Annotated in this window: 23 protein-coding genes and 1 pseudogene; 11 read left to right on the forward strand and 13 right to left on the reverse strand. The window is 69.2% G+C overall.

The features are described 5' to 3' along the window. Positions 1–276: 276 nt before the first annotated feature. Entirely contained in the window at positions 277–777 is a 501-nt protein-coding gene (locus QH290_RS13670) for an SRPBCC family protein (protein WP_280383138.1), read from the reverse strand. Positions 778–865: 88 nt separating this feature from the next. Here QH290_RS13670 and QH290_RS13675 point away from each other — a divergent pair, with 88 nt between their 5' ends. Continuing rightward, positions 866–1,525, forward strand: coding sequence for a GntR family transcriptional regulator (locus QH290_RS13675; protein WP_280264914.1), 660 nt, complete (start codon positions 866–868; stop codon positions 1,523–1,525). 39 nt (positions 1,526–1,564) lie between these two features. On the opposite strand, the gene QH290_RS13680 is transcribed toward QH290_RS13675, so the two are convergent. The 5 genes and pseudogenes from QH290_RS13680 to QH290_RS13700 form a co-directional block, all read right to left on the reverse strand. Further along, positions 1,565–2,044, reverse strand: a complete 480-nt coding sequence (locus QH290_RS13680; RefSeq protein WP_280383140.1) for an aldo/keto reductase — start codon at positions 2,042–2,044, stop codon at positions 1,565–1,567. Positions 2,045–2,170: 126 nt separating this feature from the next. Further along, positions 2,171–2,604 (reverse strand): annotated as a pseudogene (locus tag QH290_RS13685) (aldo/keto reductase); the annotation flags it as partial. Positions 2,605–2,887: 283 nt separating this feature from the next. Then, positions 2,888–3,046 carry a hypothetical protein gene (locus QH290_RS13690; RefSeq protein ID WP_280265461.1) on the reverse strand — a complete coding sequence of 53 codons (159 nt, stop codon included), beginning with the start codon at positions 3,044–3,046 and terminating at the stop codon, positions 2,888–2,890. Positions 3,047–3,243: 197 nt separating this feature from the next. Next, entirely contained in the window at positions 3,244–3,690 is a 447-nt protein-coding gene (locus QH290_RS13695) for a MarR family winged helix-turn-helix transcriptional regulator (protein ID WP_280265462.1), read from the reverse strand. After that, a complete protein-coding gene (locus QH290_RS13700; RefSeq protein ID WP_280383166.1) occupies positions 3,687–5,393 on the reverse strand; it encodes an MFS transporter in 1,707 nt (568 codons plus the stop codon). The genes QH290_RS13695 and QH290_RS13700 overlap by 4 nt, the downstream gene beginning before the upstream one ends. Positions 5,394–5,633: 240 nt before the next feature. On the opposite strand from QH290_RS13700, the gene QH290_RS38070 reads away from it, so the two are divergent. Further along, positions 5,634–5,942, forward strand: coding sequence for a beta/alpha barrel domain-containing protein (locus tag QH290_RS38070; protein ID WP_280383142.1), 309 nt, complete (start codon positions 5,634–5,636; stop codon positions 5,940–5,942). Positions 5,943–6,164: 222 nt separating this feature from the next. Here QH290_RS38070 and QH290_RS13710 read toward each other — a convergent pair whose 3' ends face one another. Continuing rightward, complete coding sequence (locus QH290_RS13710; protein WP_280265464.1) at positions 6,165–7,046, reverse strand: LysR family transcriptional regulator; 882 nt, start codon at positions 7,044–7,046, stop codon at positions 6,165–6,167. Positions 7,047–7,161: 115 nt separating this feature from the next. On the opposite strand from QH290_RS13710, the gene QH290_RS13715 reads away from it, so the two are divergent. From QH290_RS13715 to QH290_RS13735, 5 genes are read left to right on the forward strand one after another with little or no spacing between them, the layout of a single operon-like run. After that, on the forward strand, positions 7,162–8,604 hold the full coding sequence (locus QH290_RS13715; RefSeq protein ID WP_280265465.1) for a form I ribulose bisphosphate carboxylase large subunit: 1,443 nt from the start codon (positions 7,162–7,164) through the stop codon (positions 8,602–8,604). Between the two features lie 16 nt (positions 8,605–8,620). Further along, on the forward strand, positions 8,621–9,043 hold the full coding sequence (locus QH290_RS13720; RefSeq protein ID WP_280383144.1) for a ribulose bisphosphate carboxylase small subunit: 423 nt from the start codon (positions 8,621–8,623) through the stop codon (positions 9,041–9,043). After that, positions 9,044–10,096: an AAA family ATPase gene (locus QH290_RS13725; RefSeq protein ID WP_280383146.1), complete on the forward strand. Its 1,053-nt coding sequence runs from the start codon at positions 9,044–9,046 to the stop codon at positions 10,094–10,096. Between the two features lie 2 nt (positions 10,097–10,098). Then, entirely contained in the window at positions 10,099–11,175 is a 1,077-nt protein-coding gene (locus QH290_RS13730) for a class 1 fructose-bisphosphatase (RefSeq protein WP_280383149.1), read from the forward strand. A 47-nt stretch (positions 11,176–11,222) separates the two neighbouring features. Continuing rightward, on the forward strand, positions 11,223–12,101 hold the full coding sequence (locus QH290_RS13735) for a phosphoribulokinase (RefSeq protein ID WP_280265469.1): 879 nt from the start codon (positions 11,223–11,225) through the stop codon (positions 12,099–12,101). A gap of 31 nt (positions 12,102–12,132) precedes the next feature. Here QH290_RS13735 and QH290_RS13740 read toward each other — a convergent pair whose 3' ends face one another. Beyond that, positions 12,133–12,864 (reverse strand): YoaK family protein, encoded by a 732-nt coding sequence (locus tag QH290_RS13740; protein ID WP_280265470.1) that lies wholly within the window; start codon positions 12,862–12,864, stop codon positions 12,133–12,135. Positions 12,865–12,902: 38 nt separating this feature from the next. Further along, positions 12,903–13,859 carry a patatin-like phospholipase family protein gene (locus QH290_RS13745; RefSeq protein ID WP_280383151.1) on the reverse strand — a complete coding sequence of 319 codons (957 nt, stop codon included), beginning with the start codon at positions 13,857–13,859 and terminating at the stop codon, positions 12,903–12,905. Positions 13,860–14,138: 279 nt separating this feature from the next. On the opposite strand from QH290_RS13745, the gene QH290_RS13750 reads away from it, so the two are divergent. Further along, a complete protein-coding gene (locus tag QH290_RS13750; protein ID WP_280265472.1) occupies positions 14,139–14,570 on the forward strand; it encodes an NUDIX hydrolase in 432 nt (143 codons plus the stop codon). A gap of 96 nt (positions 14,571–14,666) precedes the next feature. Beyond that, positions 14,667–16,040: an APC family permease gene (locus QH290_RS13755; RefSeq protein ID WP_280265473.1), complete on the forward strand. Its 1,374-nt coding sequence runs from the start codon at positions 14,667–14,669 to the stop codon at positions 16,038–16,040. A 5-nt stretch (positions 16,041–16,045) separates the two neighbouring features. Here QH290_RS13755 and dinB read toward each other — a convergent pair whose 3' ends face one another. Then, positions 16,046–17,302, reverse strand: coding sequence for a DNA polymerase IV (dinB, locus tag QH290_RS13760; RefSeq protein WP_425303599.1), 1,257 nt, complete (start codon positions 17,300–17,302; stop codon positions 16,046–16,048). Between the two features lie 150 nt (positions 17,303–17,452). Here dinB and QH290_RS13765 point away from each other — a divergent pair, with 150 nt between their 5' ends. Beyond that, positions 17,453–17,794, forward strand: coding sequence for a hypothetical protein (locus QH290_RS13765; protein ID WP_280383156.1), 342 nt, complete (start codon positions 17,453–17,455; stop codon positions 17,792–17,794). Positions 17,795–17,827: 33 nt separating this feature from the next. Here QH290_RS13765 and QH290_RS13770 read toward each other — a convergent pair whose 3' ends face one another. From QH290_RS13770 to QH290_RS13780, 3 genes are read right to left on the reverse strand one after another with little or no spacing between them, the layout of a single operon-like run. After that, entirely contained in the window at positions 17,828–18,463 is a 636-nt protein-coding gene (locus QH290_RS13770; RefSeq protein ID WP_280383158.1) for a LysE family translocator, read from the reverse strand. Positions 18,464–18,481: 18 nt separating this feature from the next. After that, entirely contained in the window at positions 18,482–18,916 is a 435-nt protein-coding gene (locus QH290_RS13775; protein ID WP_280383160.1) for a VOC family protein, read from the reverse strand. 27 nt (positions 18,917–18,943) lie between these two features. Beyond that, the gene (locus QH290_RS13780; RefSeq protein ID WP_280383162.1) at positions 18,944–19,918 is read right to left on the reverse strand and encodes a helix-turn-helix transcriptional regulator; all 975 of its coding nucleotides are present in this window, start codon (positions 19,916–19,918) and stop codon (positions 18,944–18,946) included. A 63-nt stretch (positions 19,919–19,981) separates the two neighbouring features. On the opposite strand from QH290_RS13780, the gene QH290_RS13785 reads away from it, so the two are divergent. Further along, positions 19,982–20,335 (forward strand): YybH family protein, encoded by a 354-nt coding sequence (locus QH290_RS13785; RefSeq protein ID WP_280383164.1) that lies wholly within the window; start codon positions 19,982–19,984, stop codon positions 20,333–20,335. The last annotated feature ends 118 nt before the right edge of the window (positions 20,336–20,453 follow it).

The raw sequence follows: 20,453 nt of genomic DNA on the forward strand, positions 1-20,453 counted from the left end.
GGACCGTCCACGGCCGTGATCGCGACCGCGCCGCGCACCGGCTCCACCAGACGTCGCACCTGCTCCGGGGTCGCGGTGAGGACGGCCGTGGGGGGGGGGGGGGGGGGGGGGGGGCCGCGCGCGGGGCCCCCCCCCCCCCCCCCGCCCGGGCGGCCGCGGGGCGGGCCGCCCCCCCCCCCCGCCCCCCCCCCCCCCCCCCCCCCCCCCCCCCCCGCCCCCCCCCCCCCGCCCCCGCCCCCCCCCCCCCCCCCCCCCCCCCCCCCCGGCGGTGTCCGATCAGGCGGCGAGGCGCCGACGGACGGTGCGCTCGAGGATTCCGAGGGTGGCCTTGAGTGCGGATTCCGGCACGACGGGGAAGGTCAGGTGCTGCTTCCATTCGTCGCTGAGCTCGGACCAGTCGTAGTAGGAGGTGACGAGGGTGCCGTCCGCGGCGGGCTGCAGCCGGTAGCCGTAGACGTGGCGGACATGGGGCCGGGTCCCGGCTTCGACGGTCCAGGCGATCTCCCGCTCCGGAGCGAGCCGGGTGATCACCACCTCGACGTCGTACTTGCCCAGCGGCCGGTCGCCGAGCGCTTCGCGGTCCATATGAACCACGAACCGGTCGCCGACCTTCTCGACCGGCGCGCCCTCCGCGTCCATGAGCATTCCCGACGCATCGATATCCACGTGCCCCTTCGGGTCGGTGAGCACCGCGAAGATCGCGGCGGCGGGGGCGGGGACGAATCGGGAAACCTCGAGTCGTTCGGCGGGGTGGACGGCGGGATCGTGGACGCTCATCGAGTCGTACCTTTCGAGCGGAGGGTGAGACTATGATCGACCATAACAGAAATAATCGATTATTGATCGAATCGTCTATGCTGCGAAGATGACCCCGGACAAGCAAATGCTCTCCGAGCAGGTCCACGCACACCTGCGGAATGCGATCATGCGCGGGGACTACGCCCCGGGCGACGCCCTCAAGCCGCAAGATCTCGCCAGGGAGCGGGGCGTCAGCCTGGCCGTGGTGCGCGAGGCGCTCGTGCGGGTGGTCGGGGAGGGCCTGGCCGACCGGCTGCCCAATCGCGGCTTCGCGGTCCCGGCGTTCTCCGACCGTCGCTGGCAGGAGATCGCCGAGGCCCGCCGGACCATCGAACCGGCCGTGCTGCGCCTGTCCATCGAGCGCGGTGACCTCGACTGGGAGGCCCGCGTCCGGGCCGCCCACCATCGGCTCACTCGCACACCGGCATTCGTCCCCGAGGAGGGGGAGTACTACAGCGAGGCATGGTCGCAGGCCCATCGGGTCTTCCACCGCACCCTGCTGGAAGGCTGCGGAAATCCGGCCCTGCTCGAGACCTTCGACCGCCTGTGGGTCGCGAGCGAACTGGCACGCCGCTGGTCGGCCCGGCGCAGCCCGGCCCGCGACGGCGCCGAGGAGCACCGCCGGCTGGAACAGGCGGTGCTGGCGCGCGACGCCGAGACCGCCTGCGCGACACTGGCTGCGCACCTCGGCCGCACGGCGGCGGCATTGACCGAACCGGACGACTGATCACGGGCCGGGATCGGCTGCGCCCGAACCGAACCGCTCCTACTTGCCCGCGGCGCGGGCGAGGTGTTCGGGATACCGTGCACCGGCCACGGCGTCGGCCGGGGCGGCCGCCTCGATGCGCGCGGTATCCTCCGCGCTGAGCTCGATATCGACCGCCGCGATGTTCTGTTCGAGGTAGGTGCGGCGCTTGGTGCCCGGGATCGGCACCACGTCCGCGCCGCGGCTCTGCACCCACGCCAGCGCCAATTGCCCTGCGGTGACGCCCTTTTCGTCGGCGATCCGGCGCAGCGCGTCGACGATGGCGAGATTGCGGTCGAAGTTGCCGTCGGCGAAGCGGGGGAGGTTGCGGCGCATATCGTCGGCGGGCAGATCCGCGGTGGAGGTGACGGCTCCGGTGAGGAAGCCGCGGCCCAGCGGCGAGAACGGCACGATGCCGATGCCCAGCTCCCGGCAGGTCGGCACCACCTCGGCCTCGATCTCCCGCGTCCACAGCGACCATTCGCTCTGCAGCGCCGTCACCGGGTGCACGGCGTGGGGGGCGCGCCCGGGGGGGGGGGGCGCCGCCCCCGGGGGCCCCCAACCCCCCCCACCCCCCCCCCCCCCCCCCACCATCCGCCCTCCCCCCCCGCCCCGGGGCCCCGGGGGGGCGCCCCGCCATGGGCCCCGGGCGCCGCCTCGGAGATGCCCAGATACCGCACCTTGCCCGCGGCGACCAGCTCGGACAGCGCGCCCCAGGTCTCCTCGATCGGCACGTTCGGGTCGACGCGGTGCTGGTAGTACAGGTCGATGTGGTCGACGCCGAGCCGGGCCAGCGATTCGTCGCAGCACTGCTTGACGTAGGCGGCATCACCGCGCGCCGCCATCGAGCCGTCCGCACCCCAGACGATGCCGAACTTGGTCGCCACCACCGCCCGGTCGCGGCGGTCGGCGAGGGCACGGCCGAGCAGCCGCTCGTTGGTCTCCGGTCCGTAGACGTCGGAGGTGTCGAACAGCGTGACGCCCAGGTCCAGCGCGCGATGAATGGTGGCGATCGACTCGTCGTCGTTGTCGCGCACGCCGTAGGCCTGGCTCATGCCCATGCAGCCGAGCCCCTGCGCACCCACGGTCAGCTCGCCGAGTTTCCTGGTCGCGATCATGCGGGAGTCCTCCTAGGTGACACCGGTTCGAGTGGTGAGCGCTCGCTCACCTGCTCGAACGCTACGACCTGGAGCGGGCTCCAAGTCAAGTGCGCCTGCCACCGCTGCGGGTCTTCCGCATGATGCGATCCGTCGTTCCGGCGCAGGCAGGCGATATCGGCCAGGGGCCGATCACGGCCATTCGGCGGTCAGGAATGCGCTGCCGGCCTCCGCAGGGACGACGGATTCAGGGCTTCTGCGGTGCGGGACGCCGGTCGGCCGGGGGTTGCATCACCTTCTGCCACCACGACGAGAGCGGGCTCGGCTCGGGCCATACCACGGCGTCGTCGGTGGTTTCGAGGTCGTCACGCGGTTCGAGGGGCGTGGTGTTGAAGCGGACAGTCATCGCGGTTCTCCTCCGGAAAGCAGTACCGAGCTCCGAAAGCCGCAAAATGTGCAGAATGGGTCTCCGGGAGCTCGAACCTCCGGCTCACGACGTTGTGAGCAACCCAGATCTTTGTCTGCAGGAAGTGATCTTTTTCTATCAGATATCGCAAATCCGCGCAGCCACAATGGCATCCACGTACGGGAAAGTGAGCAGTCTTACTCGTCGAGCAGGTCGACCAGTTTCGTCATGGCGCTGGACAGCGCCGCCCGCTCGTCGGACTCCAGATCGTCGAGCGCGTCGGCGAAACGCTGGATGCGGGCCGAGGTGAGGCCGTTGACGAGCGCGCGGGCGGGCTCGGTGGCCGACAGTGACTGCGCGCGCCCGTCGACCGGGTCGGCGGTGCGCACGATATAGCCGACCTTCTCCAGCGCCGAGACGATCCGCGACATCGTCGGTGCCGTGACCCGTTCGGCGGCGGCGAGATCGCCCAGCCGCATCGGGCCGGTGCGGACCAGCGTCGCCAGCGCGGCCGCCGATCCGGGGCTCAGCGACCCGAGGTCGCCGGAGCGGCGCAGCAGCCGGATGATCCGGCCGAGGGCCATGTAGAGGTCGGCCGCCTCGGCTAGCTGCTCGGCGCTGCGCGCCCGCTCCTGCTGGATCATCCGGTTTTCGCTCCTACGCGGGTCGCTGCCGGGTCGGCACTGTCCGTATTCGTAAGTATGCCCGTGTCCTCCCGGTCGGCCTCGGCCAGCTCCGCCTGTTCGTCGACGACGTACTTGTCGCCCGCGAACCAGGAGGCGATGGCCCCGATCAGCATCATGATCGCCGCACCGAGGAAGACCACCACCAGTCCGGAGTGGAACGGCCCGGAGATCAAGTGCGGGAAGAACTCCTGCCCGGTGAGCACGTCGGCGTGGACGCCCGGCTCCTCGAGGGTCCCGGTGGGGCCCAGCAGCTCCTCGAACGGGTTGTAGCCGAGGAAGGTGGCGAACAGGCTGCCGACCGGTGGCATATTCGCCATCTCGCCCGCCACCTGCGCCGACACGCCCTGTTCGCGCAGGCCGGAATCCATTGCGCCGGGCAGTGTTCCGGACAGGCCGACGATCATCAGCGAGAAGAAGATCCCGATCGACAGCGCCATGCCGCCGTTCATCAGGGTGGCCCGCATGCCGGAGGCGACGCCGCGCTGCGAGGCCGGGACCGCCGACATCACCTCGGCGGTGTTGGGCGAGGTGAACATGCCCGACCCGAGGCCGTTGAGCAGGATGATCAGGGCGAACAGCCAATAGTTGAAGTCGACCGGGATCACGACCAGCAGCACGAAGGTGATCGCGACCAGGGCCAGCCCACCGGCGGCGAACGAGCGGGCGCCGTACCGGTCGCTGAGCCAGCCCGAGATCGGGCCCGCCACCAGGAAACCGACCGTGAGCGGGAGCATGTAGATACCGGCCCACAGCGGCGTGCTCTCGAAGTCGAAGCCGTGCAGCGGAAGCCAGATGCCCTGCAACCAGATGATCAGCATGAACTGCAGGCCGCCGCGCCCGATCGAGGCCATCAGCCCCGCCAGATTGCCCAGCCCGAAGGTGCGATTGCGCAAGAGCGACATTTGGAACATCGGCTGGCGCACCTTGGTCTCGATGACGCAGAACACCGCCAGCAGCAGGAAGCCGCCGACGACCGCGGCCAGCACCCAGGGATTGGTCCAGCCGGTCTTGGAGCTGCCGTGCGGCTGGATGCCGTAGGTGATGCCGGTGAGCAGCGCGGTCAGGCCCAGCGCGAAGGTCAGGGTGCCGGGCAGGTCCAGCGAGCCCGGGCTGCGGGTGCCGAAGTCGTGCAGCGACCGGTACGACCACACCGTGCCGAGGATGCCGATCGGCACGCTCACCCAGAACACGGCCTTCCAGTCCCACTCCGACAGGATTCCGCCGATCAGCAGGCCGAGGAACGAACCGGCCACGGCCGCAACCTGATTGATGCCCAGCGCGACGCCGCGCTGTTCGGCGGGGAAGGCGTCGGTGAGGATGGCCGCGGAGTTGGCCATCAGCATCGCGCCGCCGACGCCCTGGATGATGCGCCAGATGATCAGCCACAGGGCGCCGCCGCCGAGATCGAACGGATCGAACGACAGCGCGATCGCCGAGAGGGTGAACACGACGAAGCCCAAGTTGTAGATGCGCACGCGGCCGTACATGTCGCCGAGCCGCCCGAACATCACCACCAGCACCGCGGAGGTCAGCAGGAAGCCCATCAGCAACCACAGCAGGTAGCTGACATTGCCCGGCGACAGCGGGTTGAGATGGATGCCACGGAAGATGGCGGGCAGCGAGATGATCACGATCGAGGAGTTGATCGTCACCATGAGCATGCCCAGCGTGGTGTTCGACAGCGCCACCCACTTGTAGCGCGGGTGATCGCGATCCACGCGGAGCCGGCGGCGGATGGTCTGCACGTCGCCGGCGTCGACGCCACCGGCGGGTTGAGCGGGAGCCAAGAGAGTCCTTCCCGGAGGGCAGCAGGCGGATGGAACCTCTCGGTAATATAGTTGTTGTGTACTAACTAAATGAATACGGTGGTGGATGGAATGCGTCACACCTACGCTCGGTTGGTGGCTGACATGCGCTTCGGAATCTCGATACCGCAGTTCCATCCCGACGGAGATTTCGACCCGGCCGCCTTCCGCACGCATCTGCGGCGGGTGGAGGAGCTGGGCTTCGACAGCGGCTGGACGCAGGAGCAGGTGCTGACGCCACCGAATTTCGCCGACGTCGCGGTTTCGGGCACACCCGCGGACTGCATCCGCGGTGTGCGGCAGGTCGCCGACGCGGGCGCCGACCTGATCCTGTTCACCCCGATGTTCGACGAGCCCGAACAAACCGAACGCCTTGCAGCCGAGGTGATTCCGCAACTGCGGTAAAGGCTCACCCTGCTCGCCGTTCCCGCATGCGCGCGTGCCGCCAGCGGCCCCGCCATGCCACGTCCCCTATTCCCGGCCTGCCACGTTCCGTATTCCCGGCAGCCGCGCTCCCTATTCCCGGCATACCGCGTATCCTTTTCCCGCCATGCCGTGTTCCCTTCCCGCCATGTCGCGGTCCCTATTCCCGGCATGCTTTTCGCCGGGAGCTCGGTGCCCGGGCCGCTATTGCTGGTGTGCGCGGAATGCGGCGGCGCCTACGCGATCCGGGTCGGTGAGGTGGCCAAGGAACAGGCGGGCGGCGGGGGTGGGGGTGCGGGTGGTGACCGCGTGCCACGGGCGGTCCAAAGGGGTGCCGTCGACCGGGGGCAGCTCCAAAAGGCCTGTGGCGATATCGTTTTCGACCGCGTCGCTGTGGATCAGTGTCACGCCCAGGCCCTCGCGCGCGGCGGCCAGGACGGCGCCGTGGGAGCCGAGGGTGAGGGTGGGCGGGCGGATCTGCAGGCGATCCAGCAGGGCGAGGGTGGTCTCGCGGGTGCCGGAGCCGTGGCCGCGCAGCAGCCAGGTGGCGGTCAGGGGATCGGCACAGTGGCCGGGGGCGCCGACCACCACCAGGCGGCTGGGGCGGCGGGCCCGGACGACGAGCCCCGTCTCGCGCGGCGGTCGGCCCGCGATCACGAGATCGGTTTCGTGATGCAGTAATTCGAGGAACAGGATGTCGCGGGGCTGGATCGACAGCCCGACCTCGATGTCCGGGTAGCGGTCGCGGAAGGACACCAGCGGCCGCAGTAGCACGTATTCCCCCGCCGTCGCGACGACACCGATGCGCAGGCGCCCGGTCTCGGCGCGGCGCACCGCGGCCTGCGCCTCCTGCATCAAACCGAGGATGCTGCGGCAATATTCGGCGTAGACGCGCCCGGCCTCGGTGAGCGCGATGCCGCGGCCGGATTTCGCGATCAGTTTCGCGCCGAGCTGTTTTTCGATGTGCGCGACGGCGGCGGAGGCGGCGGCCTCGGTGATGTGCAGCTGCGCGGCGGCGCGGCGGATGCTGTTGTGACGGGCCACGGCGAGAAAGGTTTCCATGCGAACCGCGCTCACCCTTCCCATCGTCAGACGGTAGCAAACTCAACGATTCGGTTGAGCGAGACGAGAAACAATCGGATTGTTCGGCCGCACCGCCCCGGTCATTCTGGATCTGCAGCCCGGCGAACAGGAGCAATCGATGGCCGACGAATCCACCCGCGACCGCTGGGATCCGGGAGTTCACTCCTACGCGTCGATGGGATACTACGACGCCGACTACTCACCGAGCGATACCGATGTGCTCGCCGTGTTCCGGGTGACGCCGCAGCCGGGCGTCGACCCGATCGAGGCGGCCGCGGCGGTGGCGGGCGAATCCTCCACGGCCACATGGACTGTCGTGTGGACCGACCGGCTGACCGCGCACGATCGCTACCGCGCCAAATGCTATCGGGTCGACGAGGTCCCGGGCCGGGCGGGGGAGTATTTCGCCTACGTCGCCTACGATCTCGATCTTTTCGAGGAGGGGTCGATCACGAATCTGACCTCCTCGGTGATCGGAAATGTCTTCGGTTTCAAACCGCTGAAAGCGTTGCGGCTGGAGGACATGCGCATTCCGGTGGCCTACGTCAAGACCTTCCAGGGGCCGCCGCACGGCACGGTGATGGAGCGGGAGTATCTCGAGAAGTACGGACGGCCGCTGCTGGGCGCCACCGTGAAACCGAAACTCGGTCTGTCGGCGCGAAACTACGGCCGGGTGGTGTATGAGGCATGCAGGGGCGGTCTCGATTTCACCAAGGACGACGAGAACATCAACTCCCAGCCGTTCATGCGGTGGCGCGATCGCTACCTGTACGCCATGGAGGGCGTCAACCGGGCTGTCGCGGAAACCGGAGAATTGAAGGGGCATTATCTCAATGTCACCGCGGCCTCGATGGAGGACATGTACGAGCGCGCGGAATTCGCGAAATCGCTCGGCAGCGTGATCATCATGATGGACCTCACCGTCGGTTACACCGCCATGCAGTCGATGTCGCACTGGGCGCGGCGCAACGGCATGCTGCTGCATCTGCACCGCGCCGGGCATTCGACGTTCACGCGGCAGAAGACGCACGGCGTCAGCTTCCGGGTGCTGGCCAAATGGTGCCGGTTGATCGGCGTCGATCATCTGCACGCGGGCACCGTCATCGGCAAGCTCGAGGGCGATCCGCATACGGTGCAGGGCTTCTACGATACGTTGCGGGACAACCACATTCCGGCGAACCCACGCAACGGCATCTTCTTCGACCAGCACTGGGCGAGCCTGCCCGGGGTGATGCCGGTGGCCTCCGGCGGCATCCACGCGGGCCAGATGCATCAGCTGCTGGACCTGTTCGGCGACGATGTGGTGCTGCAGTTCGGCGGCGGCACCATCGGGCACCCGATGGGCATCGCGGCGGGCGCGCAGGCCAATCGGGTGGCGTTGGAGGCGGTGGTCAAGGCCCGCAACGAGGGCCGCGATCTGCTGAAGGAGGGACCGGACGTGCTGCGGCGCGCGGCCGCGGCCTGCGGTCCGCTCGAGGCGGCGCTGGCGACCTGGGGCGATGTCACCTTCGAGTACACCTCCACCGATGCCCCCGACGCCGTCCCGACCGCCAGCCGCTGAGAGCCGAGGATCCGCCATGTACCTTCGTCAGGGGACGTTCTCCCATCTGCCCGCGCTCACCGACACCGAGATCGCCGCCCAGGTGCGCTCCGCGCTGCTGGAGAACTGGCCGATTTCGATCGAATACACCGACGACCCGCATCCACGCAACGTGTACTGGGAGATGTGGGGGCTGCCGCTGTTCGATCTGGACGAGCCCGACGGTGTGCTCGCCGAGATCGAAGCGTGCCGCAATACGTTCCCGCAGCACTACATTCGCGTCAACGCCTACGACGCGAGCTACGGCAGGCAGACCACGGCGCTGAGCTTCCTGGTGCAACGCCCGCCGGACGAACCGGGATTCGTGCTGACCCGCACGGAGTCCGACGACCGCCGCCAGCGCTACGGATGGCACGCGTACGCGACCGAACTGCCCGGCGGGCGCCGCTACGGCGGCTGAGTGCGGACAGGAGTGGCAGGGTTGGCCCCCGAACGCCGATCGGCGCACAACGAGCAGGGCGCCGCGCCGAGCGCGCGGACGCCCGGGTTCCGCATGTATCGCCCGGACGCCGGAAACGGCCCGGTCGCGCCGTCACCGGGCAACGGGGACGATGCGCCGCCGAAGGATGCCGCGCCGCTGAACGACGATGCGCTGCTGGATCTTTCGGCGGACCTGGCCGGTCGGCGCGTCGAGGACACGCTGGCCCGCCTGGACCGGGAACTGGTGGGCCTGGCCGGTGTGAAGCGCCGCGTCCGCGAGATCGCCGCCTTACTGCTCGTCGAGCGCGCCCGCGAGCGTTTCGGCCTGGCCGCGGCGCGACCGACCATGCATATGAGCTTCACCGGCGGACCGGGCACCGGCAAGACCACCGTGGCGCTGCGCATGGCCGAACTGCTGCACACCCTCGGCCACCTCCGGAAGCCGAAGGTGCACACGGTGACCCGAGACGACCTGGTGGGCCAGTTCATCGGCCACACCGCGCCCAAGACCAAGGAGGCCCTGGTCAAGGCCGCGGGCGGGGTGCTGTTCATCGACGAGGCGTACTACCTGTTCCGCCCGGAGAACGAGCGCGACTACGGCCAGGAGGTCATCGAGATCCTGTTGCAGGAGATGGAGACCGAGCGCGCCAGCCTGGTGGTGATCTTCGCGGGATATCCGGACCGCATGGAGACGTTCTTCTCCGCCAATCCGGGCCTGTCCTCCCGCGTCGCCCACCACATCGAGTTCCCCGACTACAGTCACGACGAACTGCGGGCGATCACGGACCTGATGGTGGCCGATCTGCACCTGCGTTTCGACCCGGACGGCGCCGAGGCGTTCGCGCGGTATCTCGAACTGCGCATGGCCCGGCCACGTTTCGCCAACGGGCGCAGCGTCCGCAATGCCCTGGACCGCTGCCGGTTACGGCAGGCGAAGCGTCTGGTCGAGTTGCATCGCCCGCTGGGTAAGGCCGATCTGACCACCCTCACCGCCGCGGACGTCTACGGCAGCAGCGTTTTTCGCAGGGAGTGACCATGCCCGAGGGACTGAAGACGCTGACGCGGTACACGATCGAGCAGGAGCACCGCCACCCCGGCTCCTCCGGCGAGTTCTCCGCGCTGGTCAATGTGCTGGCCACCGCGACGAAGATCATCGCCAACCAGGTCACCCGCGGCCGCATCGTCGGATCCCTCGGCGCCCAGCCCGCGGAGAACCTGCCCCCGACGGTGCACCGCCGGATGGACGCGATCGCCAACGACATCATGGTGGCCGAATCGCAGTGGACCGGGCCGCTGTCGGCGCTGCTGTCGGAGCAGATGGACGAGTTCCACCCGGTCCCCACCGAGTACCGGCGCGGCAAGTACCTGCTGGCCTTCGATCCGCTCGACGGCTCCTCCAACATCGATGTGAACCTGCCCGTCGGAACGATATTCAGCGTCCTGCGCGCCCCGGAGGACGGCCGCGCCGCCGAGGCCGGGGACTTCCTGCAGCCCGGCGTGCACCAGGTGTGCGCGGGCTTCACCCTGTACGGCCCGGCGACCATGCTGGTGCTCACCACCGGCAGTGGCGTGGACGGTTTCACCCTGGATAGGGAGATCGGCGCGTTCGTGCTCACCCATCCGCGCCTGCGAATTCCGGAGGACACATCGGGTTTCGCGATCAACGCCGCCAACGAGCGATTCTGGGAGCGGCCGGTGCGCCGCTACGTCCACGAATGCCTGGAGGGCGTGGAGGGGCCGCGCGGGCGGGATTTCAATATGCGCTGGGTGGCCTCGCTGGTCGCCGACACCTTCCACATCCTGACCCGCGGCGGGGTCTACCTGTATCCCTACGACACCCGCTATCCCGCACGGCCGGGCCGGGTTTCGCTGCTGTACGGGGCGAATCCGATCGCGTTCGTGGTCGAGCAGGCGGGCGGGTGGGCGACCACCGGTGGGGAGCGGGTGCTCGAGGTCCGGCCGCGGGCGCTGCATCAGCGGGTGCCGCTGATTCTGGGTTCCCGCAACGAGGTCGAGCGGATCGAGCGCTACCACCGCGAACCCGACGAGGGCCCGAGCTTCGATGCCTCGCTGTTCGGCACCCGCTCGCTGTTTCGCCCGGGGCGCCATTGAATGTCGGTGCACGCCACCGAATGTCACCGCAGCACAGTGGAGGTGCGATGTCACTGAAACATCCCGTGGTCGCCATCACCGGATCCTCCGGCGCCGGGACCACCAGTGTCACCAAGACCTTCCAGGAGATCTTCCGGCGGGAGGGGATCAGCGCCGCCGTCGTCGAGGGCGATTCCTTCCACCGCTTCGACCGCAACGAGATGAAACTGGCGATGGCCGAGGCCGAGCAGAATCGCAATCTGCACTTCTCGCATTTCGGGCCGGAGGCGAATCTGCTGGAGGAGCTCGAGACGCTGTTCCGCGACTACGGCAACACCGGCGTCGGGCTGGTGCGACACTACCTGCACGACGAGGCGGAGGCCAAGCCCTACGGGCAGCCGGTCGGCACGTTCACCCCGTGGGAGGAGCTGGCACCCGGCAGCGATCTGCTGTTCTACGAGGGGTTGCACGGGGCCGCGGTCGCCGGTGGCATCGATGTCGCGCAATACGCCGATCTGCTGGTCGGCGTCGTGCCGATCATCAACCTGGAGTGGATTCAGAAGGTCATTCGCGACAAGACCGATCGCGGATATTCCAGCGAGGCGGTCATCGACACGATCCTGCGCCGCATGCCCGACTACGTGAAGTACATCTGCCCGCAGTTCTCCCGGACCTACGTGAATTTCCAGCGCGTGCCGACGGTGGACACCTCGAATCCGTTCATCGCGCGCACGATTCCGACCGCGGACGAGAGCTTCGTGGTGATCCGGTTCGCGGACCCGAAGGTGATCGACTTCCCCTATCTGCTGTCGATGCTGCACGATTCGTTCATGTCCCGGCCGAACTGCATCGTGGTGCCCGGGGGGAAGATGGAGCTGGCGATGCAGCTCATCTTCACGCCGTTGATCCTGCGGTTGATGGACAAGCGGCCCAAGCATGCGGTGTAGGACGGCAGTCGCCGCAAATTCGCACGCGATGTCAGTTCCGTTCGGTCTCCGGGGCTTTCACCTCCTCGTGGTCGCGCGCCCAGCGGGGATCGGCGAACCAGGTATAGGCGCTGACGATGGCCGAGCCGATCACGGCGGTGTAGAGCATGTCGCCACCGTCGATGACGAGGCTGATCACGCCACCGAGGGCGGCACCCCCGGCGAAGGACCCGTACTGCAGCGCGTAGCCGAGCCAGTCGCGGGCCGTTCCGCCGGACAGGTGGCGCTCGATGCCCTGAGCCAGCTTGACCAGGGTGCCCGTGACATAGGTGACCGGGATCGAGACCTCGCCGTTCTTCACGAACGACGTGTTCAGCGCGCCCATGGCGAAGGAGACGAACAGGATCGGCGGCAGGCCCAGATCCTTGTCGCGGTCGGCCAGGACCTGGTCGAGGATCGCCGCGAAGGCCAGCACGATCGTCGCCAGCACCGTGGCACCGTGCGGGTGGTTGCGCCACCAGTGCCGACGGCATACCGAGGCCACGATCACGCCGACCGCGAAGCAAACGATCAGCGCCAGCGCGCCGCCGGCCAGGGTGTGATCGCCCAGAAAATTGCCGAGAATCGCGCGCTCGGTATTCCCGGTCATGAAAGTGACGAAAAATCCGGCAGAATGGGTGTACGCGGCGGCGCCGACGAAGCCAGCCAGCATCGAGAGCACCGCCGACAGCCGGGTCTCGAGGTTCCAGAACGGTTCGGGGAGATCGGTCTGTTTCGGAGTCACAGCGACAGGCTAGCAACGCATGCGAAGTTGTGCATGAATCATGGGTGCGGTGTGAGGGGAGTCAGGTAGTTCGCCAACGCGCGGACCGCGGCGTCCCGGCCGAGGTCGAACGCGCGCAGCAGGACGGTCTCGTCGCGCCCGACGCGGCCGATGGTGGGGGAGCCGAGCGGCGGGCGGATCTGCAGCACCGCGGGGTGGTCGGCGAGGGTCTGTTCGTCGCGGGCGTGGTGGTCGGCGCGGGTGCGCCAGGAGTCGATCACGCCCGGGGCGTGGCGGCGCAGGAAGCGGGTGACCACGCGGAGCTCCAGTGCGGAAGGGGCGCTGGGGATTTCGTCGGTCCGGCGGGTGCGCAGGACCAGGGCGTGGGTGGCGCCCTGGGCCAGGGTGGTGTGGATCGGGATCGACTCCGACAGGCCCGCGTCGACGTAGCGGTGACCGCCGAGCGACACCGGGCGTCCGGCCAGGATCGGCAGGCACGTGGTCGCCCGCAGGGCGCGCTGCAGGGTTGCCACATCGGTGATGTGCGGGTGCAGGTCGACGGCGGCGCCGCTCGCCGCGTCGGTGCCGATCGGGTGGAATGTCACCGGGTTGGCGAGGATCGCCGGAAAATCCATCGGCACGAGGCGCTCGTACACCGTGTGCACCAGATATCGGGTGTCGACCGCTCGACCGCCCCGCAGGCCCCGGGCCGGGGCGATGACCCGCCGAATGATGTCGCCGCGCCACGCCCGCCGCGCGCCGCGGGCCCGCGCGCACAGCAGCCACGCGCCGTTGAGTGCCCCGGCGGACGACCCGTACACCGCGTCGAAACAGCGCAGCAGCCCCAATTCCTCGAGCGCCGCCGCCATGCCGTGGGAATAGACCCCGCGCGAGGATCCGCCCTCGATCACCAGGGCCAGCCGGGCCTCGTCGCCGCGGTGCCCGGGCTCGCTGCCCGCCGCATGCCGCTGCGCGATGAGTTCGCCGACGGCGGAGCGGGCGTCACTGTGCAGCACCGGCGCCTCCACGTTCGCGAAACAATTGCGTTTCTGTCTAGCACAGCGGGTCGTGGCGGTCGCCGCGCGTACGGGCGGGACGGAGAGTTTGGGTGCGGGCCCCCGCAGGGGGATGGGGTCGGCGGCCCGCGCGTCACACAATGCCGTGTGTTTGCGGGCGCGCCCAAGGGACTTCGGTCCCTTCCCGGACGGCCGGAGGGCCCCAGCACGAACGGGAGTGTGCCCGCTGCGTATGAAGGGGAGGAAGGGGCGGCGACGGTGTATCGGTAGGCTGCGGCGATGCGGACCGAATCGGGGCGGCGGCTCATCGATACCGTGGCGTGGGTGCTGATCGAGGAGGGGCGGATCCTGTGCGCGCGGCCGCGCGGCAAGGATGTCTTCTTCATTCCCGGCGGTAAGCGCGAGGGCGCCGAGAGCGATCTACAGACGCTGCTGCGCGAGATCGACGAGGAGCTGACCGTCGCACTCGACCCCGAAACCGTCGTGCACGTCGGGACCTATGAGGCCGAATTGCCCGGCGCCGCAGCGGGTCTGGTCCGCATGGCCTGCTACACCGCCGACTATGCCGGTACGATCGAACCCAGCAGCGAGATCGACGAGATCGCGTGGTTCGGCTACGCCGACCGCGCGCTCGTGCCCCCGGTGGACCAGCTGCTGTTCGACGATCTCGCGGCGGCCGGTCTGCTCCCGGCCCCGGACCGCCGCACATAACGAATCGTCAACTCCCGAATACTGCCGCCGGGAAGCGGGTAAATTCCAGATTCATGCGCGGGCTGCCGGCCGCGCCGGGGAATTCGAGGAGACGCCATGGCCGAAATCGCGGCGGAGCAACCCGATCGGACCGCCGAACCCCAGCTCAAACGCGTCATCGGGCCGGGCCTGCTGCTGTTGTTCATCGTCGGCGACATTCTCGGTACCGGCATCTACGCGCTGACCGGAAAGGTCGCCGCGCAGGTCGGCGGCGCCGTGTGGGTGCCGTTCGTGGTCGCCTTCCTGGTCGCGATGATCACCGGCTTCAGTTATCTGGAACTGGTTACGAAATATCCGAACGCCGCCGGCGCCGCCCTGTATACGCACAAGGCATTCGGCATCCAATTCGTGACATTCATGGTCGCTTTCGCGGTGATGAGCTCGGGCCTCACCTCCGCCTCCACCGGCGCCCGCGCGTTCGCCGCCAATTTCGCCGAGGCATTCGAACTGAATCTGAGCACGGGCGTCGGCATCACGCTGGTCGCGGTGGCGTTCATGCTGGTGGTGAGCGTGATCAACCTGCGCGGCGTCAGCGAGAGCGTGTGGTCCAACGTCGTCCTCACCTGTGTCGAGCTGACCGGCCTGCTGATCGTCGTCGGAATCGGCCTGTGGGCGTTGGGATTCGGCAACGGAGACTTCAGCCGCATCATCGAATTCGAGACCGGCGATCGCACCGCGCTCGGCGGCGTCATCGTCGCCACCACGCTGTCGTTCTATGCGATGGTCGGCTTCGAGGATTCGGTGAACATGGCCGAGGAGTGCAAGGAACCCAACCGCATCTTCCCCAAGATTCTGCTGTCCGGGCTGTGCATCACCGGCGTGATGTACGTGCTGGTGTCGATCACCGCGGTGGCGCTGGTGCCGCTGCAGGAACTCGGCGTGGGCGATACGCCGCTGCTGAAGGTGGTGGAGATCGGCGCGCCCGCCTTCCCGACCCGGATCTTCGCCTTCATCACCATGTTCGCCCTCGCCAATACGGCGTTGATCAACATGATGATGGCCAGCCGGCTGCTGTACGGCATGGCCCGCCAGGGCGTCATACCGGGCGCGCTCGGCCGCGTCCATCCCTTCCGGCGCACGCCGTGGGTGGCGATCCTGTTCACCGCCGCGCTGGCGGTCGGCCTCATCACCTTCGTCGGCGAGGTGCCCGAGCTGGGCGGCACGACGGCGCTGCTGCTGCTGGCGGTGTTCACGATCGTCAATATCGCCGTCCTGGTGCTGCGCCGAGATCCGGTGGAGCACCAGCACTTCCGCACACCCACCGTGCTGCCCGTCGTCGGCGCACTGACGTGTGGTTTCCTGGTCACCCCGTTCACCGATCGCAATACGCAGCAGTATGCGATCGCCGCCGTCCTGCTCGGGATCGGCGCGGTGCTGTGGGCGGTGACGCATCCGGCGCTGCTGCGCAAGCTGGAATCCGCCCGCAAGTAGAGCCGTCAATCCGGCAGCAGCGGCACCGAGAGCCCCTCACCGCGGCCGAGCAGCGCCGCCCGCGTGACCGTCCCCGCGCCGAACCGGTCGCGCAGCCGATCGAGCGTGGCATCGAGGGTCGCGCCGGCGCGGGGCTCGAAGGGGAGGGTGAGCTGGAGGGTATCGGCGTCGTCGAGGTTGGTCAGCGACAGGCCGATGAGGGTGAGGCCGCGCTGCTGAATCATCGGCATGGCCGCGGACAGCAGGATGCGGGCGGCGCGCAGGATCGTGCCGCTGTGATCGGTCGCCTCGGGCAGCGTGTGCGAGCGGGTGGCGCGAGTGAAATCGTCGAAACGCATGCGCAGCACCACGGTTCGGCACATCCGGTCGGCGGCGCGCAGCCGGTGCCCGAGCCGGTCGGCGAGGCCGTGCAGGTACGCCTCGATCTCGTCGGGGGTGCGATGCCTGCGGCCCAGTGCCCGCTGCGCACCGATCGACCGGCGGCGCCGGCCGGTCTCGACCCGGCGCGGATCCCGGGCCCACGACAGCGCGTACAGGTGCCGGGCCGCGGCCGGGCCCAGGATCGACGACAGCGAGCCCTCGCCGAGTTCGGCCAGCTGCCCGATCCGCGTGATGCCGTGGTCGTGCAGTGTGGCGGCGGTGACTTCGCCTACGCCCCACAGCCTTTCGACCGGCAGGGGATGCAGGAAGTCCAGTTCGCCGTCCGGCGGCACCTCCAGCAACCCGTCGGGCTTGGACACCGCGCTGGCCACCTTGGCGAGAAACTTGGTGCGCGCCACGCCGACCGAGATGGGGAGCCCGACCTGCTCGCGGACGTCGGCGCGGAGCTCGCGGGCGATCCGCACGGGGTCGCCCGCGATCCGCCGCAGCCCGCCCACGTCGAGGAACGCCTCATCGATCGATATGCCCTCGACCTCCGGCGTGGTATTGCGGAAGATCTCGAACACCGCCTTGCTGGCCTGCGAATACGCCGACATGCGCGGCGGCACCACGATCGCGTGCGGGCAGATCCGCAGCGCCTGACCGGCATTCATCGGCGTGCGCACCCCGAGCGCCTTGGCCTCGTAACTGGCCGCGAGCACCACCCCGCCGCCCACGATCACCGGCTTGCCCCGCAACCACGGCGCGTCCCGCTGCTCCACCGAGGCATAGAACGAATCCAGATCCGCGTGCAGGATCGACGCCTCCGCCCGCTCCGCCATCCGCCGCCCGGCAGCATCAGGCCCGCGACTGGGGAACCGGGGGCGATCGGACACGAACATATGTTCGCATAGATCCGTGGCGGCTGGCCATGCCCCTGGTCTCGGGGGCCGGGGGCGTACACTCTCAGCAGGTCGTTTGTTCCCGCACCCGTCTTCCCGAGTCCTGCAGCGCGGCTTCGGAATCCGTTTGCACGAGATTCAGGAGATGCTATGGATGCTGCGCTCCCCGCGGTAACCACCACCACATCACCGCACCCGTTCTTCGATCCCGTCCCGAACCTGACCGGCGATACGGCCACACTCGCCTGCGAGCGCCTGGTCCGCCACCTGTTCGACGTCGGCCTGCAACTGCACACGCTGCAGGCCATCTTCGATCAGCCCCACACCACCCCGGAACAGATGCGGGCCGCCAGCGACGCCGTGGGCATCGTGCTCGGCGACCTGGACACGCTCATCCACGACGCCGGTCTGGCCATGCTCGCCCACAGCGCCGACAGCATCCCGCCGCTCACCGGCAACGGGAAACCGTCGAGACAACGCAGACGCCGCTGACCGCCCCGCCGCCACGACATCGAGCGCACGCGATCAGCTGTTCCCGGTCAATGCCACACCGGCGCCGACTCCGATGATCATCAACCCGCCGGTGCCGCCGACGGTCTCGAGGCGCCGGGGTGAGCGGGCGAACCACGACCGGGCCGTGGCCGCGAGCAGCGCCCAGCTCCCGTCCGAAAGCGCCTGGATGGCAAGGAAAACGGCACCCAGGGTCAGCAACTGTGCGGGCAGGGGACCGCGGGCCGGATCGGTGAACTGGGGGAGGACCGCGCCGAAGAACACGATCGTCTTGGGGTTGGTGGCGCCGACGAGACACCCCTGCCGCAGCACCCGCCTGCCGTCGGCGGCCGGGGCCCCCGACCGCAGGGTCGACGCCAGTTGCTTGCGCTGCCGAATCGCCATGACGCCCAGATAGATCAGGTACGCGGCCCCGGCGATCTTCACGATCAGGAACACCGTCGCCGAGGCCGTCAATACCGCGCCCAGCCCGAACGCCACCGCGGCCAGCGGGACGAACGATCCGGCGACGGTGCCCGCGACCGACAGGACCGCGGACCGGCGTCCCAGGGTCAGCGCTCGACCGATCGCGAACAGCACGTTGGGACCCGGGATGACGATGAGGACGAAGGCGGCGACGGCGAAGGCGGCGGCATGAGACAGCGGGACCATCTCACGCAGCGTAGCCGCTCAGTCGAGGCAGAACTCGTTTCCTTCGATGTCCTGCATGACGAGGGTGGACTCGTTCTCGTCGTCGGCGGGCAGCAGCCGCACCCGGACCGCGCCCAGCGCAATCAGCCGCGCGCATTCCGATTCCAGTGCCGCCAGGCGTTGTTCGCCCACCAGCCCGGTGCCGACCCGCACGTCGAGATGCACGCGATTCTTGACGACCTTGCCCTCGGGCACACGCTGGAAGAACAGCCGCGGACCCACACCCGTGGGATCGACGCACGCGAACGACGCGCCCCGGCGCTCGGGCGGCAGCGTGCGATCGTAGGCGTCCCAGTCGGCGAACCCCTCCGGCGGCGGCGGGACGACATACCCCAGCACCTCGCACCAGAAACGAGCGACGCGCTCGGGCTCCGCGCAGTCGAAGGTGACCTGGACCTTTTTGACCGATGCCATCGGCTCACCATAGAGCCTGCGCCCGGCTCAGGACGACGTTCCATAGCGGTGGGCGATCGCTTCGGCCCGGCCGTGCAGCGAGTCGCGCAACCACTGCGGGGCAAGGGCTTCCGCGTCCGTGGCGAGCTGCCATATCGCCCATTCGGCATGCCGGACATCCTGGAAGGTCACCTCCAGCCGCCGCCAGTCGTCGGCGTCGGGCTCCTCGGCGCGGACGGTCAGCGCGGTGCCCACCAGTTCCTCTCGCCGGGCCGGATGCACCCGGACCAGGACGGTGACCTGGTCGCCACCGGTCCGGAACCGGGTGCTGCGTTCCTGCCATGCCCGGTCCAGATCGACCCGGTCCGGCCGCTGGGCGGGTTCGGGGAGCGCCTCGGCGGCGAGGATCCGCGACAGCCGGTAGGTGCGGTCCGCGCCGGACCGCGTGGCCAGCAGGTAGCCCTGACCGCGCACGGTGACCAGGCCGATCGGATCCACCGTGCGCCACGCCGGGGTCCGGTCGACCGCCGCGTAGTGGATGCGCAGCTTGTGCCCGGCGAAGACCGCGCGACGCACCTCCCGCACGAGGGTGTCGGGCAGCTCCTCGGCGGCCAGGGGACGCGAGAGGAGGTCGACCTCCGGGTCGACGAGCAATCGCTGCGCCGCACCGGCCGCGGTATCGCGAGAGCCTTCGGGAAGCGCGTCGACCACCTTGCGCATGGCCGAGGCCAGCGCCGCGCCGAGGCCGAATGCCTGTGCGCCGCTGCGTGATCCGGCGACCAGCAGGGCGAGCGCCTCGTCGTGGTTCAGCCCGGTGAGCTCGGTCCGGAATCCGGGCAGCAGGGCGAAACCGCCGTGCCGCCCGCGTTCGGCGTAGACCGGAACACCGGCCGCCGACAGCGCCTCGATATCGCGCAGCACCGTACGGGTCGACACCTCGAGTTCGCGAGCGAGCGTGGCCGCGGACATCCGGCCGTGCCGGCGCAGCAGCAGCACCAGCGAGACCAGGCGGTCGGCGCGCATACGACAAACCTTCGCAGAAATACACGACACAAGATGTCGTGTTTGGTTGGCAGCCTAGTCGATATGACGAACAAGAAGATGGCCACCGACCCCAGCGACCTGGCCGGGTATTTCATCGAGCGCGCCAACGCGGGCGATGTCGACGGGCTGGTGGCGTTGTACGAGCCGGACGCCGTGCTGGCATTCCCGCCGGGAAACCTCGCGACCGGGCATGCGGAGATCCGCAAGGTCTACGAGCAGTTCGTGGCGGCCGGACCGGTGCTCACGCCGGGGCGGCAGCATCCGACGCTGGTGAGCGGCGATCTGGCACTGACGGCGACCACCCTGACCACCGGCGAGACAACCGTGGAAGTCGCTCGCCGCCAGCCGGACGGATCGTGGCTGTGGGTCGTCGACCAGCCGTCACTCGCGACGTAACGGGCCGGGGGGGCGCCCGGGCGCCCGGGTTGGGGGTAAATAACCGCCCCCGGCCCGGGGGGGCGGGGGGGGGAGGGCCGCGGCGGGCCCCCCCCCGGGGGGGGCCGCGGGCCGGGGC

This window comes from Nocardia wallacei, assembly GCF_029869545.1.
Taxonomy (GTDB): Bacteria; Actinomycetota; Actinomycetes; order Mycobacteriales; family Mycobacteriaceae; genus Nocardia; species Nocardia wallacei_A.

What these genes read in the sequence shown, in the direction of transcription:
- QH290_RS13670 (WP_280383138.1), bottom strand. Translation starts at nt 777, where the DNA reads ATGAGCGTCCACGATCCCGCCGTCCACCCCGCCGAACGACTCGAGGTT.
- QH290_RS13675 (WP_280264914.1), top strand. Translation starts at nt 866, where the DNA reads ATGACCCCGGACAAGCAAATGCTCTCCGAGCAGGTCCACGCACACCTG.
- QH290_RS13690 (WP_280265461.1), bottom strand. Translation starts at nt 3,046, where the DNA reads ATGACTGTCCGCTTCAACACCACGCCCCTCGAACCGCGTGACGACCTC.
- QH290_RS13695 (WP_280265462.1), bottom strand. Translation starts at nt 3,690, where the DNA reads ATGATCCAGCAGGAGCGGGCGCGCAGCGCCGAGCAGCTAGCCGAGGCG.
- QH290_RS13700 (WP_280383166.1), bottom strand. Translation starts at nt 5,393, where the DNA reads ATGCTCATGGTGACGATCAACTCCTCGATCGTGATCATCTCGCTGCCC.
- QH290_RS13710 (WP_280265464.1), bottom strand. Translation starts at nt 7,046, where the DNA reads ATGGGAAGGGTGAGCGCGGTTCGCATGGAAACCTTTCTCGCCGTGGCC.
- QH290_RS13715 (WP_280265465.1), top strand. Translation starts at nt 7,162, where the DNA reads ATGGCCGACGAATCCACCCGCGACCGCTGGGATCCGGGAGTTCACTCC.
- QH290_RS13720 (WP_280383144.1), top strand. Translation starts at nt 8,621, where the DNA reads ATGTACCTTCGTCAGGGGACGTTCTCCCATCTGCCCGCGCTCACCGAC.
- QH290_RS13730 (WP_280383149.1), top strand. Translation starts at nt 10,099, where the DNA reads ATGCCCGAGGGACTGAAGACGCTGACGCGGTACACGATCGAGCAGGAG.
- QH290_RS13735 (WP_280265469.1), top strand. Translation starts at nt 11,223, where the DNA reads ATGTCACTGAAACATCCCGTGGTCGCCATCACCGGATCCTCCGGCGCC.
- QH290_RS13750 (WP_280265472.1), top strand. Translation starts at nt 14,139, where the DNA reads ATGCGGACCGAATCGGGGCGGCGGCTCATCGATACCGTGGCGTGGGTG.
- QH290_RS13755 (WP_280265473.1), top strand. Translation starts at nt 14,667, where the DNA reads ATGGCCGAAATCGCGGCGGAGCAACCCGATCGGACCGCCGAACCCCAG.
- dinB (WP_425303599.1), bottom strand. Translation starts at nt 17,302, where the DNA reads ATGTTCGTGTCCGATCGCCCCCGGTTCCCCAGTCGCGGGCCTGATGCT.
- QH290_RS13765 (WP_280383156.1), top strand. Translation starts at nt 17,453, where the DNA reads ATGGATGCTGCGCTCCCCGCGGTAACCACCACCACATCACCGCACCCG.
- QH290_RS13770 (WP_280383158.1), bottom strand. Translation starts at nt 18,463, where the DNA reads ATGGTCCCGCTGTCTCATGCCGCCGCCTTCGCCGTCGCCGCCTTCGTC.
- QH290_RS13775 (WP_280383160.1), bottom strand. Translation starts at nt 18,916, where the DNA reads ATGGCATCGGTCAAAAAGGTCCAGGTCACCTTCGACTGCGCGGAGCCC.
- QH290_RS13780 (WP_280383162.1), bottom strand. Translation starts at nt 19,918, where the DNA reads ATGCGCGCCGACCGCCTGGTCTCGCTGGTGCTGCTGCTGCGCCGGCAC.
- QH290_RS13785 (WP_280383164.1), top strand. Translation starts at nt 19,982, where the DNA reads ATGACGAACAAGAAGATGGCCACCGACCCCAGCGACCTGGCCGGGTAT.